Here is a 17,253-nt window from a genome sequence, read left to right as displayed (position 1 = left end):
CGCATCCTCCCGGATTGACCGTATTTGTTTCATCTGTAACCATCGATTTTGTAACTATCAACGGCTTGGTGGTGCGGTCCTTCGAGGCTCGCTCCGCTCGCACCTCAGGATGAGGGAGGTTGGCGCAGGTGCTCCTTTGCCGAGGTTGGCACCCTGCGGTCCTCATCCTGAGGTGCGAGCGGAGCGAGCCTCGAAGGACGCACAATTGGACATCATGCGATGAACGACAAAATCCTCGAACTGGAAAGTTTCCTGCCTTACCGGCTCTACCGGTTGGCCGATCTGGTCAGCCGCGAATTCGCCGCCGTCTACAAGGACAGGCTCGGCCTGACGCGGCCGGAATGGCGCGTGCTGGCGGGGCTCGGCCAGCACGGCTCCTTGACGGCCAAGACGCTCGGCGAACAGTCCGCCATGCACAAGACCAAGGTGTCTCGCGCCGTCGCCGAACTGGAGCGGCGGCGCTGGCTGTCGCGCACCCCTGATGAAAACGATCGCCGCATCGAGCATCTGACGCTGACCAAAGCCGGGCTGGCCGCCTATGGAGAGATGGTGCCGCTGGCCAAGGCGTTCGAGCGGCGTCTCTCGCAGGCCATGGGCGCCGCGCGCCTTGCCGAATTCGACTACGGGCTGGAGCGGCTGGAAGAATTCATGCGCGAGGGCGAGGAATGACGGCGGCCGACAGCTTTCACCAGTCCATCACAACCTTGCCGGAATTGCCGCTCTTCATCGCCTCGAAACCGGCCTGGTAGTCGTCGATGCCGATGCGGTGGGTGATCAGGCCGGTGACGTCGAGCGGTCCCTGGACCAGCGCGATCATCTTGTACCAGGTCTCGAACATCTCGCGACCGTAGATGCCCTTGAGCGTCAGCATCTTGAAGATGACCTTGTTCCAGTCGATCTCGAAGCCGGTCGGCGCGATGCCGAGGATGGCGATCTTGCCGCCGTTGTTCATGGTGTCGATCATGTCGCGGAAGGCGACCGCCGAGCCCGACATTTCCAGCCCGACGTCGAAGCCCTCGGTCATGCCTTCCTGCAGCATGACGTCACGCAACTTTTCTTTCGAGGCATCGACGACGTGGTGGATGCCGACCTTGCGGGCGAGGTCGAGCCGGTAAGGGTTGATGTCGGTGATGACCACCTTGCGCGCGCCAACGCACTGCGCCACCAGCGCGCCCATAATGCCGATGGGGCCGGCGCCCGTCACCAGCACGTCCTCGCCGACGAGGTCGAAGGAAAGTGCCGTATGCACCGCATTGCCGAGCGGATCGAAGATCGCCGCCACCTCGTCCGGCACGTCGTCGGGGATCGGCACGACATTGTGCTGGGGAATGGCGACATATTCGCCGAACGAACCCGGCCGGTTGACGCCGACTCCTAAAGTGTTGCGGCACAGGTGTCCCCTGCCCGCCCGGCAGTTGCGGCAATGGCCGCAGACGATATGGCCCTCGCCCGAGACGCGCTGGCCGACCTTGTATTCGGTCACGGCCGAGCCGACATCGGCAATGGTGCCGACGAACTCGTGCCCCGTCACCATCGGCACCGGCACGGTCTTCTGAGCCCACTGGTCCCAGTTGTAGATATGGACATCGGTGCCGCAGATGGCGGACTTCTTCACCTTGATAAGCACGTCGTTGGGGCCGATCTCCGGCACCGGCACCCGCTCCATCCAGATGCCGGGTTCGGCCTTTGCCTTCACCAAGGCACGCATCATGTTGGACATCAGATAATCCCCAGTTCCTTGCCCACTTCCCCGAAAGCGTCCACCGCGCGGTCGATGTCGGCGCTCGAATGCGCGGCCGACATCTGCGTGCGGATACGGGCCTGCCCTTTCGGCACCACGGGGAAGGAAAAGCCGATCACGAAGATGCCGCGCTCCAGCATCTTTTGCGCCATCTGCTGCGCAAGTGCGGCGTCGCCCAGCATCACCGGAATGATCGGGTGATCGGCGCCGGCAAGGGTGAAGCCGAGCTTCGTCATGGACGAGCGGAAGCGCGCGGCATTGTCGGTGAGCTTCTTGCGCAGCCCGTCGCCATGTTCGATCAGGTCGAAGACCTTCAGCGAGGCGGCGGCGATGGCCGGCATCAGCGTGTTGGAGAACAGGTAGGGCCGCGAACGCTGGCGCAGCCAGTCCACCACCTGTCGGCTGCCGGACGTATAGCCGCCCGAGGCGCCGCCGAGCGCCTTGCCCAGCGTGCCGGTGACGATATCCACCCTGCCCTCGACGCCGCAATGCTCGGCCGAGCCGCGTCCGTGAGCGCCGACGAAGCCGACGGCGTGGCTGTCGTCGACCATGACCATGGCGCCGTATTTCTCGGCCAGGTCGCATACGCCCTTCAAGTTGGCGATGATGCCGTCCATCGAGAACACGCCGTCCGTGGCGATCAGCTTGAAGCGGCAGCCTTCCGCCTTCTTCAATTCTTCCTCCAGCGCCGCCATGTCGTTGTTGGCGTAGCGGAAGCGCTTGGCCTTGGACAGCCGCACGCCGTCGATGATCGAGGCGTGGTTCAAGGCATCCGAGATGACGGCATCCTCCTCGCCGAGCAGCGTCTCGAACAGGCCGCCGTTTGCGTCGAAGCAGGAGCCGTAGAGGATCGTGTCCTCCAGTCCGAGGAACGATGAAATCCTCGCCTCCAGTTGCTTGTGCTCCTCCTGCGTGCCGCAGATGAAGCGCACCGAGGCCATGCCGTAGCCGTAGCGGTCGAGGGCGGCCTTCGCCGCCTGCCTGAGTTCGGCGTTGTCGGCGAGGCCGAGATAGTTGTTGGCGCAGAAGTTCAAAACCCTGGCGCCGTCCGCCACCTCGATTTCGGCCGACTGCATGGAGGTGATGACGCGCTCGGCCTTGTAGAGGCCTGCGGCCTTCAATCCTTCGAGCTCCGCATCGATGTGGGAAAGAAATGCGTTGGTCATGCGCTCCCCCTTTTGTCGCGGGCGACTGTCGCGCCGGGCGCAACAAAAATCCACCGCAAAACACGCGATCGCGGAAATTGCGGCAAAGCATGCGCTTTTCGCAACCAGTCGATAACCATTGCACATCTTTTCGGCATCGACGGCACGGCGCAGGCGGCGTGTTTTCTTCACACCTTAACCATTGCCTGCCCACGATCCCTCGCAGAACGCATCTTGGGAAAGCAATCCGGTCGATGTCGCAGCCATCCGTGCAAGCCGCCGTTTCCGGCCGGCTCGTGCTCCTGATCAAGAGCGCCTATTGGGTTGCCCTGCTCATCATCGCGGCCATGGCGGTCGCCTCCTTCGTGCTCCTGCAGGAGATGATGGCGGCCCAGCAGCGCGACGGCGCCTTGCTCGACATGGTGTCGACGCAAAAAGCGCTGTCGCAGCGCATCGTCTTCCTCGCAAGCGCCGCGGAAGCGGCTTCGCCCAACAGGAAGCCGGCCTTCGTCCGCGACCTCAAGGTTGCCACTGAGGAATTCGAGAAGAACTACGACCTGTTTGTCGACGACACGGACGCCGACCCGACGTCACCGGCACGCTACGACCCGAATTCGATCGAAAGCGTGCTCTACGGCAAGCCGTTTCATCTCGACTATTTCTCCGTCGGCCTCGCCGCCAATGGGCGACGGCTGACGGCTGCGCTCGAAGCGGAGCTCGATCGCAGCTATGCCGGCGCGAACTCCCGCAAGGCCGGCGGCGAATATACCGCTCTCGACCCTTCGCTCGCCAACGCCACGCTGTCAGGCTACTCGGCCCTCGGCCAGCGTATCAGCGCCATGGCCGAACGGCGCTCGCAGGGCATGCTCAACCTGCATCGCAACCTGTTCTTCGCCACCATCGGCGTCATCATACTGGTCGCGCTGTTCATTTTCCGGCCGATGTCGAACGCCATCCTGCGCAAGACCCACGAACTCATCGACGCACGCAATTCCATGGCCTTCATCGCCGTGCACGACGGGTTGACGGGGCTGCACAACCGCGCCTTCCTCACCGACCATTTCGACACGCTCATCAAGGGTGCATATCGCCGGCGCGAGCGGCTGGCGGTGGTCCAGCTCGACCTCGACCGCTTCAAGCAGATCAACGACACGCTGGGCCATGCGGCCGGCGACTACGTTCTGGTGGCGACCGCCCAGCGCATGCGCGAATCCTGCCGCGCCTCCGATCTGTGCATCAGGCTCGGCGGCGACGAATTCGTCATCATCCTCAACGGGGCGGGCGACACTGAAGACATCAACATGGTGGCCCGGCGCATCCTGTCGCGCGTCAACCAGCCGATCGTTTTCCAGGGCACCACCATCCTGCCCGGCGCGAGCGCCGGCATCGCCGTCTATCCGGTCGACGCCGACAACGCCAAGGATCTGATGGTGCATGCGGATCTCGCGCTCTACTCGGCCAAGAAGCTCGGCGGCGGCACCTTCTCCTTCTTCTCGGAAGAGCTGCGCCGCGAGCTCGACCATCGTAAGCAGCTCGAGCAGGATATGCGCATGGCCATCGCCGAAAAAGGCTTCCAGGTCTTTTTCCAGCCGCAGGTTTCGCTTGTCGACGGTTCGATCGGCGGCGTCGAGGCGCTGGTGCGCTGGAAGCACAAGACGCGCGGCATGGTTTCGCCCGGCGAATTCATTCCCGTCGCCGAAAAATGCGGCCTGATGGCCGATATCGGCCGTATCGTCATCGCCAAGGCGGTGGCGGAGGCGGCGGAGTGGCACCGCGCCGGCATCGGCTTCGGGCGGCTGGCCGTCAACGTCTCCGGCACGGAACTGCGTGAACCGGATTTCGACGCCTTCCTGTTTCGCACCCTTGAAGAGGCCGGGTTGCCGGCAGACAGACTGTCGCTGGAGATCGTCGAATCCGTCATCCTCGACGACGAAAAGACGGGTATCGCCGCCAAGCTCAGGCACATCCGTTCGGCCGGCGTGCATCTGGAGCTCGACGATTTCGGCACCGGCTATGCCTCGCTCAGCCACGTCAACCCGAACGAGATCGACCGCCTCAAGATCGACCGCCGTTTCGTCCAGAACATCCACCAGAACGGCGACAACTCCAAGATCGTGCGCGCCATCACCGAATTGGCACGCGGGCTCGGCATCTCCATCGTCGCCGAGGGCGCCGAGACCGAAGCCGAACTCGATTCCCTGCTCGCAATCGGCTGCGAGCAGGTACAGGGCTATTCCGTTGCTTTCCCGATGCCGCAGGAGGAGGCGCGCGCCTGGCTCGCCGCCCGCGCGCCGAAGAAGGCGAAGCTCACCGTCGTGCAAGGCAACGTCGCCTGACGGAGCCGGCGGCGGCGTTCAGTCCCCCACGTTGGCCCGAAACGTCGCAAGCATGGCCGCGACCTGAGCGACCTGGTCGTCCGGAATTCCGGCACGCAGCCGTTTGTCGAATGCCACCGCAACATCGCGCAGGCGTAGGAAAAGCGCTTCCCCCGCATCCGTCAGCTCGACCCTGTGCACGCGCCGGTTGGCCGGATCGCGCCGCCGCGTCAACAAGCCCTGCTTTTCCATCGCGTTGAGATGATGCGTCAGGGTCGCGCCCTGGATGCCGATCATGCCCGCCAGTTCCCGCTGGTTGGCGGACGCCTGCGACTTGACCGACAGCAAGGTGAGCCATGTCGGCAGGCCGCCGCCGGCCTCGACAAGCCTCGCCTCGAAAGCCTGCGAAAGCACTTTCGTGGTGCGGAAAAGGTCCATTCCGATGGGGACGGATGTCAGCTTCATGGCAGGATCATAACAGCAAATTCACCCAAAACAATTGACGTCTAATCATTCGATATCTATCAATATGCATGAACGGAAGCGAGGAACGGATCATGGAATATGTCTATATCGTCGTTCTCGGGCTGCATGTCATGGCCGGCGTCTTCTGGGCCGGCACGACCTTTACCATTGCCCGCGATCCGGAGATCAAGGCGGAGCGCTTCTTCGGCCCGCAGATGGGGTCCGCAACGCTGGCCCTGATCACCGGCGCCCTGCTCTGGTATTTCTTCCACCAGGGCGTCTTCGGCAACATGGAACTGGTGCTCGGGATCGGCATCCTCGCCGCCCTTGCGGCGGCAGGGGTGCTCGGCGCGCTTGTCGGTCCGGCCCGCCGGCAACTTGCCGGCGCGGACGAAGCGACGACCGCCGCGCTGCGCGGCACGATGGCGAAGGGCGAACGCGTCGCGGCCCGACTGCTCGCCCTGACGGTGCTGTGCATGGCGATCGCGCGGATGTTCTGAAAACCTGCCCGACGGCGCTCGCCCCCGCATGGGCCAAGGTCCATGCAACCGGCGTGCGCAGCGCGCGGCCACCGGCACATGGCTCTCGTGCCGACGGCCGCGCGCATTCAGACCCTGATGCCGAAGCGGATGCCGTCGTAGATCGCCGCGTGGATGTTGCGCGAGGCGACAGCGTCGCCGATACGGAAGACAACGAAGCGGCCATCGGCGTTCCGGTCGGGGAAGATGGCGCCGCCCTTCACCAGCCGCTCGTAGTCCACCGCGCCGAGGTTCTTCGACAGCGGTTTCAGTGCCAGATAGAGATCGTCGAGCGGCGCGGTGCCGTGCTCGACCACCACCTGGTCGACGTGCCGTTCGGCGTTCCAATCTTTGGCAAAATCCGAAGACAACGTCGCAACCAGTTGATTTCCTTCACGCCGTACCGCTTTCAGCCGAGTGTTGATGGTGACGGTCACCCCCTTCTCGTGGAAGGCTTTCATGTAGGGCACATGGTTCATGCCGCCCATTTCCGGCGCGAAAAACCGCTCCGGCGACACCAGTTCCAGCTTTGCGCCGGCATTGGCGATCAGTTCGGCCGCGCCCATGCCTTGATGCCCGCCATTGTCGTCGTAGAGCAGGACGGTTTCGGCCGGCTTGATGCTGCCGGCCATGATGTCCCAGCTCGACGTCACCAGGTCGTCGCCCACCTCCAGCGGCGGGTTCTGCGGCAGGCCGCCGGTGGCGACGATCACGACGTCGGGCGACAGCGCCAGCACGTCGCCGGCTTCCGCCCAGGTGTCGTAGCGAATCTCGACGCCGAGCCGCTCAAGCTCGGCAAGGCGCCAGTCGACGATGCCGATCAGTTCCTTGCGGCGTGGATTGTGGGTGGCCAGACGCACCTGCCCGCCGGCCTGTCCGGATGCTTCCAGTACGGTCACCTTATGGCCGCACTCGGCCGTCACCCGCGCCGCCTCCAGCCCGGCCGGGCCGGCGCCAACCACCACGATCTTTCTTGCCGGCCCTTCCGCCTTGCGGATGGTGTGCGGAATCCAGGCCTCGCGGCCGGTCGCCGCGTTGTGGACGCATAGCGCCTCGCCGCCTTCGTAGATGCGGTCGAGGCAGTAGGTGGCGCCGACGCAGGGGCGGATTTCATGCTCCCTGCCCTCCATCACCTTTTTCACGATATGCGGGTCGGCGATGTGGGCGCGCGTCATGCCCACCATGTCGAGCTTGCCCGTCGCGATGGCATGGCGCGCGGTGGCGACGTCGGAGATGCGCGCGGCATGGAAGGTCGGGAACTTGGTCGCCGCCCTGACCTCACCGGCAAAGTCGAGGTGCGGCGAGGAGCGCATGCCGGTGACGGGTATCACCTTGGTCAGGGCGGCATCCGTCTCGATGGTGCCGCGGATGATGTTCAAAAAATCGACCTTGCCGGAATTGGCCAGCTGCCGGGCGATCTCTATGCCTTCCTCCTTCGACAGGCCGGCGGAAAGATCCTCGTCGGCGACCATGCGGATGCCGACGACGAATTTCTCGCCCACTGCCTTGCGCACGGCGTCCAGCACCAGATGCGTGAAGCGCAGGCGGTTCTCCAGCGAACCGTTGAATTCGTCGTCGCGGTGGTTGGTAGCCGGAGACCAGAAGCCGTCCATCAGGTGGCCGTAGGATTCGAACTCGATGCCGTCCAGCCCGGCCTCCTGGCAGCGCTGTGCGGCCGACGCGTAGTCGGCGACGATGCGCTCGATATCCCAGTCCTCCGCCGTCTTGGGGAAAGCGCGGTGCGCCGGCTCGCGCACCGGCGAAGCGGAAAGCACCGGCAGCCAGTCGGCCTTGTTCCAGCCGGTGCGGCGGCCGAGATGGGTGATCTGGATCATCACCTTGCAGTCGTGTTGGTGGCAGTCGTCGGCCAGTTCCTTGAGCCACGGCACGATGGCGTCGTCATAGAGATGCAGATTGCCGAAGGCGGCCGGGCTGTCTCTGCTGACGATCGCCGAACCCGCCGTCATGGTCAGCGCCATGCCGCCCCTGGCCTTTTCGGCATGGTAAAGCCGGTAGCGCGCCTTCGGCATGCCGTCTTCGGAATAGGCCGGCTCGTGACTGGTCGACATGACGCGGTTCTTCAGCGTCAGGTGTTTTAGCTGATAGGGTTGAAGAAGCGGATCGTTGCTGGCGTTCATATGCTGGCGTTCCGATTGCATGTTAGGAGCCGCCCGCAAAGGAGCCTGCCCGATGACCATCACAGAGAAGCTTACTCAACTCGGCGCCCGGGTCGAGACGCCAGAAAGCCCGGATCAAGCGGTCCTGGAAACGGTGCCGTTCAGCCAAGGCGACGGCCCGCCGGCCATCGTGCGCTTCGCCTGCCCGGAATTCACCTCGCTCTGCCCGGTCACCGGGCAGCCGGATTTCGCCCATATCGTCATCGACTATGCGCCGGACACGCTCCTGGTCGAATCGAAGTCGCTGAAACTGTTCCTGACTTCGTTCCGCAACCATGGGGCCTTCCACGAAGATTGCACGGTGACGATCGCACGGCGCATCGTGACAGCGACGAAGCCGCTGTGGTTGCGCATCGGCGGCTTCTGGTATCCGCGCGGCGGCATCCCGATCGACGTGTTCTGGCAGACCGGCGCACCGCCGGAAGGCGCCTGGCTGCCGGATATGGGCGTTGCGCCCTATCGCGGGCGCGGCTGAACTACTCGCACTGGTACTGGCTGAGTTCCCATTCGCCGGTGACGGAAAGCAGGTCGGCGATCTTCCAGGCGTCGCCGACCTTTTCGAGCTTCCATTCCAGTCGGTGCGGGTGGCCGCCTTCGGCGAAGGCGACGACCACCTTGGCGCGGTAGCCGTTGATCGCCTCCAGCATCTTCAGGCTGCCGGCGATGGCGTCCTTGTCGGCGTCGGCGTTGTCGAGTGCCATGTTGGGGTCGAGGCATTCGCCTTGCCCCGACTTTTCCAGCGCCTCGGCGTCGTCCAGCACCTTCTTCGCCGGATCGACGAAGTTGGCGCGCTGGGCCGGATCGCGTTCGAGGCCGAAATGCTCATAGAAGGGTTTTATCAGGGCGGTCGGCGAGCCCGGCTGAGCCGCGACCGGGGTATTTCCGCTCGACGGCGACGCCGACGATAGCTTGGCGGGTGCAGCGCCCTGCAAGGCGTCCGCGCTGGCGGCGTTGCACCATCCCACCGCGCAGGCAAGGGCGAGCAGCAGCCGGACGGTCACGCGCATCGACCTATTCCAGGCTCTGGCCGGTCATGCATTGAAGCTGGCTGAGCGTCCAGCCGTTGGTTTTGGAAGCAATGTCGGCGATCTTCCACTTGCCGTCGACCTTCTTCACCGACCAGACCATCTCGCGGGCGGCACCTTCCATTCCGGCATCGGCCGGAAAGAGCGTGAACGTCGCGGTCACGGTGCCGGTATCTCCGTCCAGCGCCTCGACGAGCTTGAGCGTCTTCGAAACCGTCTTCTGGTCGAAATCCTGCGCGTCGAGGCCCGGATCGAAATCGATGCAGGCGATCACGTCCGGGTTTTTCCGGACCGCTTCATCGTTCAGTTCGAACAGCTTCGTCACCGGTTCGGTGAAGCGGTCGCGGTACTTTGGGTCAGGCTCGAAACGCACGTCAGGCGTATAGAAGAATTTCACCGCGTTCGAGGCCGGTCCGGCAAACGCCGCCGACGGCGCGAGCAGGCACACAAGAGCGGCAATCGACGCGCGTTTCATTCCCGTTCCCTCGAACTTGACCCGGCTGTCCACAGACAGCCCCCGTCATCCCGGCTTTTTTGCGGCCAAGCCCTGCTTCGACTGCTCTTGGCCGGCGAATCTTCCTATACTGCGATCATGCCCATCCGCCAGCTTTCCGAAACGATGATCAACCAGATCGCCGCCGGCGAGGTCATCGAGCGTCCGGCGAGCGTGGTCAAGGAACTGGTGGAGAACGCGCTCGACGCCGGCGCGCGGCGCATCGAGGTGGTGACGGCCGGCGGCGGCCTGTCGCTGATCCGCGTCACCGACGACGGCGGCGGCATCGCCGAACCCGAGCTTGCGCTGGCGGTGGCCCGCCACTGCACCTCGAAACTCTCCGACGACATTCACGACATCCGCTCGCTCGGCTTCCGCGGCGAGGCCCTGCCGTCCATCGGCTCGGTGGCGCGGCTGTCGATCCGTTCGCGCACCGCAGCCGGCGACAGCGCCGCCGAGATCGGCATCGACGGCGGCCACGTCTCGGCGGTCCGCCCCGCCGCCGCCAACCGCGGCACGACGGTGGAGGTGCGCGACCTTTTCTTTGCCACGCCCGCCCGTCTGAAATTCATGAAGGGCGAGCGCGCCGAGGCCACTGCCATCACCGACGTGGTCAAGCGCATCGCCGTCGCCTTCCCGGCGGTGCGCTTCACGCTGGCCGGCTCCGACCGCTCGACGCTGGAACTGCCGGCCGTCACCGAAAACGACCGGCTTGCCCGCGTCGCGCAGGTGATGGGGGCGGAGTTTCCCGACAATGCGCTGGCCATCGACGCCGAACGCGAGGGCGTGCGGCTCACCGGCCACGTCTCCATCCCCTCCTTCACGCGCGCCAACGCCTTGCTGCAATATGTCTATGTCAACGGGCGGCCGGTGCGCGACCGGCTGCTGGCTGGCGCCATCCGCGGCGCCTATGCCGACGTGCTGCCGCGCGACCGCCACGCGGTGACGGCGCTGTTCCTCGAACTCGAGCCGGCGCTGGTCGACGTCAACGTGCATCCGGCCAAGGCCGACGTGCGCTTCCGCGATCCCGGCCTCGTGCGCGGGCTGATCGTCGGCGCCATTCGCGCCGCGCTTGCCGGTGCCGGAATCCGCCCCGCCACCACGGGCGCCGCCGGCATGATGGCGGCGTTCCGGCCGGGCGGCCCCGCCTACGACCATCCCGCGCAGGCCAACGGCCATCGTAGTTATGACACGGCTTTTCGAGCCTCAGGCCCAGTCGGTTTCGACGCGGCCCGCTCTCCCTACCGGCCGTTCGAGGCGCCTCGCGCCAACGGCTTCGCCGAGGCCGCCCAAGCGATCCTCGACACCGGCCCGCTCGCCAGCGCCGATGCCCGCGCCGGCCACGGCATTGTCGAGGAATCGCTGCTCGACACCGACCTGGGTGCTGCCCGCGCACAGGTGCACGAGAACTACATCGTGGCGCAGACGCGCGATTCGCTGGTCATCGTCGACCAGCACGCGGCACACGAACGGCTGGTCTATGAGGCGCTGAAACAGGCGCTGCATTCGCGCCCCCTGCCCTCGCAGATGCTGCTCCTGCCGGAAATCGTCGACCTGCCCGAGGAGGACGCCGAGCGGCTGGCGCTGCACGGCGACACGCTGGCCCGCTTCGGGCTCAGGCTGGAGCGCTTCGGGCCGGGCGCGGTGGCGGTGCGCGAGACACCCGCCATGCTGGGCGAGGTCGATATCGGACGGCTGGTGCGCGACCTCGCCGACGAGATCGCCGACAACGACACCGTCGACACGCTGAAGGACCGGCTCGACCACATCGCCGCCACCATGGCCTGCCACGGTTCAGTGCGTTCGGGACGGCTGCTCAAGCCGGAAGAGATGAACGCGCTGCTGAGGCAGATGGAGGCGACGCCCGGCTCCGGCACCTGCAACCACGGCCGTCCGACCTATATCGAACTCAAGCTCGCCGATATCGAAAGACTGTTCGGGCGGCGATGACGGTTTACCTTTTCAGGTTGACGATCGCCACGCCGCCGAGCGCCAGCACGCCGCCGACGATGCCCATCAGCGTCGGCACCTCGCCCAGCCAGAAATAGCCGATCAGCACGGCGGTCGGCGAGACGATGTAGAGGAAGTTCGTGGCGCGCGCGGCCGGCAGGCGCGATAGCGCCACCGCCCAGGCCGCATAGGCGATGAGGCTCGGCACGATGCCGAGATAGATCACCGCGCCGAGACCGGCCGTGTCGGCCACCCGTGCCTGGGCCAGTGCCTCGGGAAGGAAGGGCGACAGGCAAAGCGCGCCTAGCACCATGTTGGAGGCCGCCACGTCCAGCGGCTTGAGGCGCAGGAACAGCGGCTTCTGTACGATGGTGTTGAGCGAGGAACACAGCGCCGCGACCAGCACCAGCAGCGCGCCGGCGTTGATATGAAACCCGTGTCCCTCGCCCATGGCGATGATGCCGATGCCGGCGAAGGACAGGAACGTGCCGATCCACGCCCATGTCGAGAACCGCTCGCCGAGCAGCGGCATGGCCATCAAGGCGGTGAGGATCGGGCTGACATTGATGATGAAGGCGGCGGCGCCCGCCGAAACCATCGTCTCGCCGATATTGAGCACGGCCGTGTAAAGCGCGACGAAGACGGCGCCGCCAAAGGCCAGCCGCCACCAGTCGCCGAGCCGCGGCATAGCCGGGCGGCGGACGGCCAGGAAGAGCGCGGCGGGCACCGCGGCGATGGCGAAGCGCAGCGCTCCGAGCTCCAGCGGAGCGAATGCGGTGAGCCCCGCCCGGATGCCGGGAAAGGCGGACGCCCAGCCGATCACCGTCAAGGTGATGGCGGCGGCGGCCACGATGTCGAAGCCCTTCGCGTCGCTGGTCGCTGTCGTCGTGCTCATCGAACGGCCCTTGTGCGTTCCCTCGGATGATTTCCTTGGGAAATTCGTGCTGCTGTAGCGTTTTCGCCCGGCACATGACACCTGTTTCGCGCCGTTGACAAACGAGTTGATCGAGGATCAGCTGTGAGCATGGATCACAGCTTGGAAGCGATGCTGCCACTGGAAACGCTGCGCGCCTTCGACGCGGCGGCGCGCACCGGCAGTTTCTCGGCGGCGGCGGAGCGGCTGAACCTGACGCATGGCGCGGTCAGCCGGCAGATCGCCAAGCTGGAGGGCTGGGTCGGCCTCAAATTGTTCGAGCGCGGCGCGCGCGGCGTTTCCCTCACCATCGAGGGCAACCGGCTGCATATCCGCGTCAGCGAGGCCTTCGCGCTGATTTCCAGCCATTCCGACCGCTGGGTGGAACCGCGCGGCAGCGCCGTCGTCAAGCTCACCTCGATCCCCTCGATCAGCGGGTTGTGGCTGATGCCTCGGCTCTCAGTGCTGGAGAACGGCGACACCCGCCTGCGCATCATGCTCGACATCGATATTCGCCAGTCGGACCTCGCCGACGAAGGCTTCGACCTGTCGATCCGCTGCGGCCGCGGGCGCATCGCCGAACGCATATCCCTTCAGTTGTTCGAAGAACACATCTTCCCCGTCGCGTCGCCGGAGCTGGCGGCAAAGATCGGCGGTGGCGAGCCGGCGCGCCTGCTGCACTATCCGCTCATCAACGATTCCGACGCTTCCGGATGGCGGGCATGGTTCGGCCAGTTCGGCATGAACTACCATCCCCGGCCGCAGGACCGCCGTTTCGAGGACTACAACCTCGTTCTCGACGCCGCTTCCTACGGGCTCGGCATCGCGCTCGCCCGCCCGCCGTTGACGGAGCGGCAGCTGGCCGCCGGCCGTATCGTGCCGGTGGATGAACGCAAGGTTCTCAACCCGGTCTCCTACTGGCTCGACCGGCCGATCGGCCGGCCGCGTGCGGCAGCCGGCGAACTGGCGCATCGCCTGGGCCGCATGGCCGGTGTTCCGGCGGAGCGGATCGAGGCCTTCCTTGCCGCCGAGGAATAGGATGGCGCATATCCGCGGGCGTCGTGTCCGCTTGACCTCGCCGCGCATTTGTGGCCGATGGCGGGCATGAAGATGGACCCTGCGCAATGATGAACCGCTTTGAAGGCCCCGGCGGCCGCGAGGCCGGCATCCGCTATCTCGACGGCGATTTCCAGGTCACCAGTCCGGGCGCCTTCGTGCGCTGCGCGGTGACGGGCGAATCCATTCCGCTCGACGAATTGCGCTACTGGAGCGTCGCCCGGCAGGAGCCGTATGTCAGCGCCGCCGTTTCGCTCGACCGCGAGATCGTGATGAACCCCGACCTGCGCAGCCGGCGCTGAGCGCCGGACTTATTGGCCCTTTTCGAGCGCAGCCAGCTTACGCCGCCGCCAGGCGGAAAGAGTTTCCTCGACGATGCGCTGGGGCGCATGGTCGAGGTCGAAGACCGTGCCGATCCGCAGGATTTCGAGGTGGTCGAGCAGCGCCGGCGGCGCCGTGTCGTGGGAAAGGCGCGCCGCGTCCTTCGCGGTGGTGATGAGCGACAGCCCCTCCTTGCGCGCCGTCGAAGCCAGTTCGTCGAGTTCGTCGGCAGCATAGAAATGATGATCGGGGAAGGCGCGGGCCATCGCCACCTCGCCGCCCGCCTCCGCGACGCTGGCGAAGAATTTGTCCGGATGGCCGATGCCGGCGAAGGCGAGGAAGCGCCGGCCGGCGAGATCCTGACCGTCGAGCGGGCGCGTGCGGGCGTCGAAAATCGGCTTGCCGGCGCGTGCGGCGCGGCGCACCACCGCGTCGGCCGCCGTTCCCTCGCCCACCTTCAAAAGCGCGTCGGCGAACAGGAGCTGATCGCCGAGGCGCGCGCGCAACGGCCCGCCGGGAATGACATGGCCGTTGCCCAGCCCGTAGCGGGCGTCTACCACCAGCAGCGCGAAATCGATATGGATGCGCGCGCTCTGGAAACCGTCGTCCATGATGAGGAAGTCGCATCCGTGCCGGTCGATCAGCAGTTGCGCTCCGGCCGCGCGGTCGGCCGTCACGGCGACCGGCGCGTGCTCGGCCAGCAACAGCGGCTCGTCGCCGACATGCCTGGCGCTGTCGTGCGAGGCATCGACGACATGCGGCTCGGAAAAGCTGCCGCCATGGCCGCGCGACAGGAAGCCGGGCTTCAGATTCATGCGCTTCGCCTGCCCGGCCAGTGCAATCGCCACCGGCGTCTTACCGCTGCCGCCGACGGTGAAGTTGCCGACGCACAGCACCGGCGCGCCGACCTTTTGCCGCCGCGCCTTCTTCATGCGGCGGCCGGCGACCATGCCGTAGGCGAGCGACAGCGGCGACAGGGCGAAAGCGCGCCAGTCCGCCTTCTCCCACCAGAAAGGGGGCGCTTCGCTCGCCATTACTTCCCGTTGGCGCCCTTGAGGCGCGCCTTGACGATGAGCGGCTGGATGAACGGCTCCAGCGCCTTCAGGGTCCGAGCGAGCGCGCCGCGCATCTCCTCCACGGTCGCCGCACCGGCGGCCATCATGTCGTGCCGCGCCGCTTCGTTGGAGAGCAGGAAATTGACCGCGCCGGCCAGCATGTTGCGGTCGCGCACCAGCTTGGCGCCGCCGCTGTCGAGCAGCTTCTGGTAGGATTCCCGGAAATTCTGCACATTGCGCCCGGCCAGCACGGCGGTGTCCAGCATGGCCGGTTCCAGCGGGTTCTGGCCGCCTTCGGAGGTCAGCGAGCGGCCGACGAAGGCGATCTCGGTGAGCCTGAGATAGAGGCCCATTTCGCCCACCGTGTCGCCGAGCAGGATGTCGGTGTCGGCAGTGATCTTTTCGCCCTTGCTGCGCTGCGCCACCTTGAGTTCCATGCCCTCGAAGGCGGTCAGCAGCGCTTCGGCGCGATCGGGATGGCGCGGGACGATGATGGTGAGCAGGCCGGGATGGCGATGGCGCAGCGTCACATGCACTTCCGCCGCGATCATCTCTTCGCCGTCATGGGTGGAAACGGCCGCCCAGCTCGGGCGATCTCCGATCTGCCGCTGCAAGGCAGCCAGCGCGCGCTCATCCACCGGCGGCGGCGGCGTGTCGACTTTGAGGTTGCCGGAAACCGTCACCGGCCGCGCGCCGAGCGCCCGGAAGCGTTCGCCGTCGATATCCGACTGGGCAACGACATGGGCGAGGTTCTCGAACAGCGCCTCGGCCAGGCTGGGTCGCTTCTTCCACGAGGCGAAGGAGCGGTCGGACAGGCGGCCGTTGACGAGCACCTGCGGAACGCTGCGCGCGCCGAGTTCGAGGATGGTCATCGGCCAGATTTCCGATTCGGCGATGACGGCGAGGTCGGGCTGCCAGTGGTCGAGGAAACGGCTGACCGCCGGCTTGAGGTCGAGCGGCACATATTGGTGGATGACGCGTCCGCCCAGGCGCTCCTCCGCGATCCTGGCCGACGTCACCGTGCCGGTGGTGAGCACGATGTTGACGCCGTGGTCGAGGATGCTTTCCACCAGCGATACGACGGCGATCATCTCGCCGATGCTGGCGGCATGCACCCAGATGAGCGGCCCTTCCGGGCGCGGGCGACCGGCGAAACCATAGCGTTCGCGGCTGCGGGCGCGGTCTTCCTTGCCCCTGGAAGCGCGCCAGGCGACGTAGGGGCCGATCAGCGGATAGGCCGCCGCGCCGGCGAACCGGTACATGGACAGCAGCGCGCGGGCCCGGCGTTCGCTCATTTCGTGCCGTCCACCATGCGGTAGGCTTCGGCGGTGGCGGCGTTCAGCGCGTCGGTAACCTCAAGGCGCTTGCGCTCCATCTCCGCCTCGTCGGCGTCGGACGCCACGAAGATCGGCTGGGCCGCGATCAGGGCCGAGCGGCCGAACGGCAGGTTGATGGTGGTCTTGTCCCAGCTTTTCTCCAGCACCTTGCGGCGGCTGGTGGCAAGGGCGGCCGGATAGATCGGCCGGCCGGAGAGCTTGGCCAGGAGGATGACGCCAAGACCGGCGTCGCGCGGCGTGCCGTGCGGGATATCGGCGATCATGCAGACGTTCTTGCCCGCCACCAGCGCCTTTTTCAGGGCGATCAGGGCTTTCGCTCCGCCCTTGTCGAGATTGCGGGCGCTCTCGCGGCCGCCGGAGCCGCGCACGGTCTCGATGCCGAATTTCTCGACCACCAGCGCGTTGACCTCGGCGTCGGCGCTGCGCGACACCATGGCGACCAGCGGCCTGCGGCTGGGATAGAAGGCCGGCAGCAGGATGTGCTGACCGTGCCACAGCGCCAGGATCGCCGGCTCCTCCCGCTCGAAGACGGTGTTCTCGAAGGCCGGCTGGCCGGCCACCTTCGGATTGGTCAGCCGGATGAAGTGCATGGTGAGCTTGATCAGGCTGGCGATCATGTTCTTGACCAGGCTGGACTGCGCCAGCGGCGCGCGAACCCGCTTCCACAGGGTCTTGACCGCCCCGCGCTTCTTCGGCGCCGAAGCCTGCCCTGCCCGCGGATCGGCCGCCCGTTCGTCCATCG

At 66.1% G+C, this 17,253-nt stretch carries 17 protein-coding genes; 7 read left to right on the top strand and 10 right to left on the bottom strand.

What is annotated here, in order from left to right; translation table 11 throughout:
• Nucleotides 1-219: 219 nt before the first annotated feature.
• Nucleotides 220-669, top strand: coding sequence for a MarR family winged helix-turn-helix transcriptional regulator (locus E6C48_RS08050; RefSeq protein WP_136355848.1), 450 nt, complete (start codon nucleotides 220-222; stop codon nucleotides 667-669).
• A gap of 16 nt (nucleotides 670-685) precedes the next feature.
• Here the strand turns inward: E6C48_RS08050 and tdh are convergent, their stop codons facing one another.
• The gene (gene tdh, locus E6C48_RS08045) at nucleotides 686-1,720 is read right to left on the bottom strand and encodes an L-threonine 3-dehydrogenase (protein WP_136355846.1); all 1,035 of its coding nucleotides are present in this window, start codon (nucleotides 1,718-1,720) and stop codon (nucleotides 686-688) included.
• Entirely contained in the window at nucleotides 1,720-2,907 is a 1,188-nt protein-coding gene (locus E6C48_RS08040) for a glycine C-acetyltransferase (protein ID WP_136355844.1), read from the bottom strand. Before E6C48_RS08040 ends, tdh begins: the two co-directional genes overlap by 1 nt.
• 233 nt (nucleotides 2,908-3,140) lie before the next feature.
• Here E6C48_RS08040 and E6C48_RS08035 point away from each other — a divergent pair, with 233 nt between their 5' ends.
• On the top strand, nucleotides 3,141-5,222 hold the full coding sequence (locus tag E6C48_RS08035; RefSeq protein WP_136355842.1) for a putative bifunctional diguanylate cyclase/phosphodiesterase: 2,082 nt from the start codon (nucleotides 3,141-3,143) through the stop codon (nucleotides 5,220-5,222).
• 18 nt (nucleotides 5,223-5,240) lie between these two features.
• Here the strand turns inward: E6C48_RS08035 and E6C48_RS08030 are convergent, their stop codons facing one another.
• The gene (locus E6C48_RS08030; RefSeq protein WP_136355840.1) at nucleotides 5,241-5,666 is read right to left on the bottom strand and encodes a MarR family winged helix-turn-helix transcriptional regulator; all 426 of its coding nucleotides are present in this window, start codon (nucleotides 5,664-5,666) and stop codon (nucleotides 5,241-5,243) included.
• Nucleotides 5,667-5,758: 92 nt separating this feature from the next.
• Here E6C48_RS08030 and E6C48_RS08025 point away from each other — a divergent pair, with 92 nt between their 5' ends.
• Nucleotides 5,759-6,166: a hypothetical protein gene (locus E6C48_RS08025; protein ID WP_136355838.1), complete on the top strand. Its 408-nt coding sequence runs from the start codon at nucleotides 5,759-5,761 to the stop codon at nucleotides 6,164-6,166.
• Nucleotides 6,167-6,273: 107 nt separating this feature from the next.
• Here the strand turns inward: E6C48_RS08025 and E6C48_RS08020 are convergent, their stop codons facing one another.
• Entirely contained in the window at nucleotides 6,274-8,322 is a 2,049-nt protein-coding gene (locus E6C48_RS08020) for an NADH:flavin oxidoreductase (RefSeq protein WP_136355836.1), read from the bottom strand.
• Nucleotides 8,323-8,374: 52 nt separating this feature from the next.
• Here E6C48_RS08020 and queF point away from each other — a divergent pair, with 52 nt between their 5' ends.
• Nucleotides 8,375-8,836 (top strand): preQ(1) synthase, encoded by a 462-nt coding sequence (gene queF / locus E6C48_RS08015; RefSeq protein ID WP_136355834.1) that lies wholly within the window; start codon nucleotides 8,375-8,377, stop codon nucleotides 8,834-8,836.
• Between the two features lies 1 nt (nucleotide 8,837).
• Here the strand turns inward: queF and E6C48_RS08010 are convergent, their stop codons facing one another.
• Complete coding sequence (locus E6C48_RS08010) at nucleotides 8,838-9,368, bottom strand: hypothetical protein (RefSeq protein WP_136355832.1); 531 nt, start codon at nucleotides 9,366-9,368, stop codon at nucleotides 8,838-8,840.
• Nucleotides 9,369-9,372: 4 nt separating this feature from the next.
• Nucleotides 9,373-9,861, bottom strand: a complete 489-nt coding sequence (locus E6C48_RS08005; protein ID WP_136355830.1) for a DUF3828 domain-containing protein — start codon at nucleotides 9,859-9,861, stop codon at nucleotides 9,373-9,375.
• 117 nt (nucleotides 9,862-9,978) lie between these two features.
• Here E6C48_RS08005 and mutL point away from each other — a divergent pair, with 117 nt between their 5' ends.
• The gene (mutL, locus tag E6C48_RS08000) at nucleotides 9,979-11,829 is read left to right on the top strand and encodes a DNA mismatch repair endonuclease MutL (protein WP_136355961.1); all 1,851 of its coding nucleotides are present in this window, start codon (nucleotides 9,979-9,981) and stop codon (nucleotides 11,827-11,829) included.
• 4 nt (nucleotides 11,830-11,833) lie between these two features.
• On the opposite strand, the gene E6C48_RS07995 is transcribed toward mutL, so the two are convergent.
• A complete protein-coding gene (locus tag E6C48_RS07995) occupies nucleotides 11,834-12,724 on the bottom strand; it encodes a DMT family transporter (RefSeq protein WP_136355828.1) in 891 nt (296 codons plus the stop codon).
• A 129-nt stretch (nucleotides 12,725-12,853) separates the two neighbouring features.
• Here E6C48_RS07995 and E6C48_RS07990 point away from each other — a divergent pair, with 129 nt between their 5' ends.
• Nucleotides 12,854-13,780, top strand: coding sequence for a LysR family transcriptional regulator (locus E6C48_RS07990; RefSeq protein ID WP_136355826.1), 927 nt, complete (start codon nucleotides 12,854-12,856; stop codon nucleotides 13,778-13,780).
• Between the two features lie 86 nt (nucleotides 13,781-13,866).
• Complete coding sequence (locus E6C48_RS07985) at nucleotides 13,867-14,100, top strand: DUF2093 domain-containing protein (RefSeq protein WP_136355824.1); 234 nt, start codon at nucleotides 13,867-13,869, stop codon at nucleotides 14,098-14,100.
• Nucleotides 14,101-14,109: 9 nt separating this feature from the next.
• Here the strand turns inward: E6C48_RS07985 and lpxK are convergent, their stop codons facing one another.
• The 3 genes from lpxK to E6C48_RS07970 are packed head-to-tail and all read right to left on the bottom strand — an operon-like array spanning nucleotide 14,110 to nucleotide 17,251.
• On the bottom strand, nucleotides 14,110-15,153 hold the full coding sequence (gene lpxK / locus E6C48_RS07980; RefSeq protein WP_136355822.1) for a tetraacyldisaccharide 4'-kinase: 1,044 nt from the start codon (nucleotides 15,151-15,153) through the stop codon (nucleotides 14,110-14,112).
• Entirely contained in the window at nucleotides 15,153-16,469 is a 1,317-nt protein-coding gene (gene waaA, locus E6C48_RS07975) for a lipid IV(A) 3-deoxy-D-manno-octulosonic acid transferase (RefSeq protein ID WP_136355820.1), read from the bottom strand. Before waaA ends, lpxK begins: the two co-directional genes overlap by 1 nt.
• Nucleotides 16,466-17,251: a lysophospholipid acyltransferase family protein gene (locus E6C48_RS07970; protein ID WP_136355818.1), complete on the bottom strand. Its 786-nt coding sequence runs from the start codon at nucleotides 17,249-17,251 to the stop codon at nucleotides 16,466-16,468. Before E6C48_RS07970 ends, waaA begins: the two co-directional genes overlap by 4 nt.
• Between the last annotated feature and the right edge of the window lie 2 nt (nucleotides 17,252-17,253).

This window comes from Ollibium composti (assembly GCF_004801285.1).
GTDB classification, from domain to species: Bacteria; Pseudomonadota; Alphaproteobacteria; order Rhizobiales; family Rhizobiaceae; genus Mesorhizobium; species Mesorhizobium composti.
Note: the sequence above shows the minus strand (reverse complement) of the source record. Positions and strands in the feature narration are given on the sequence as shown.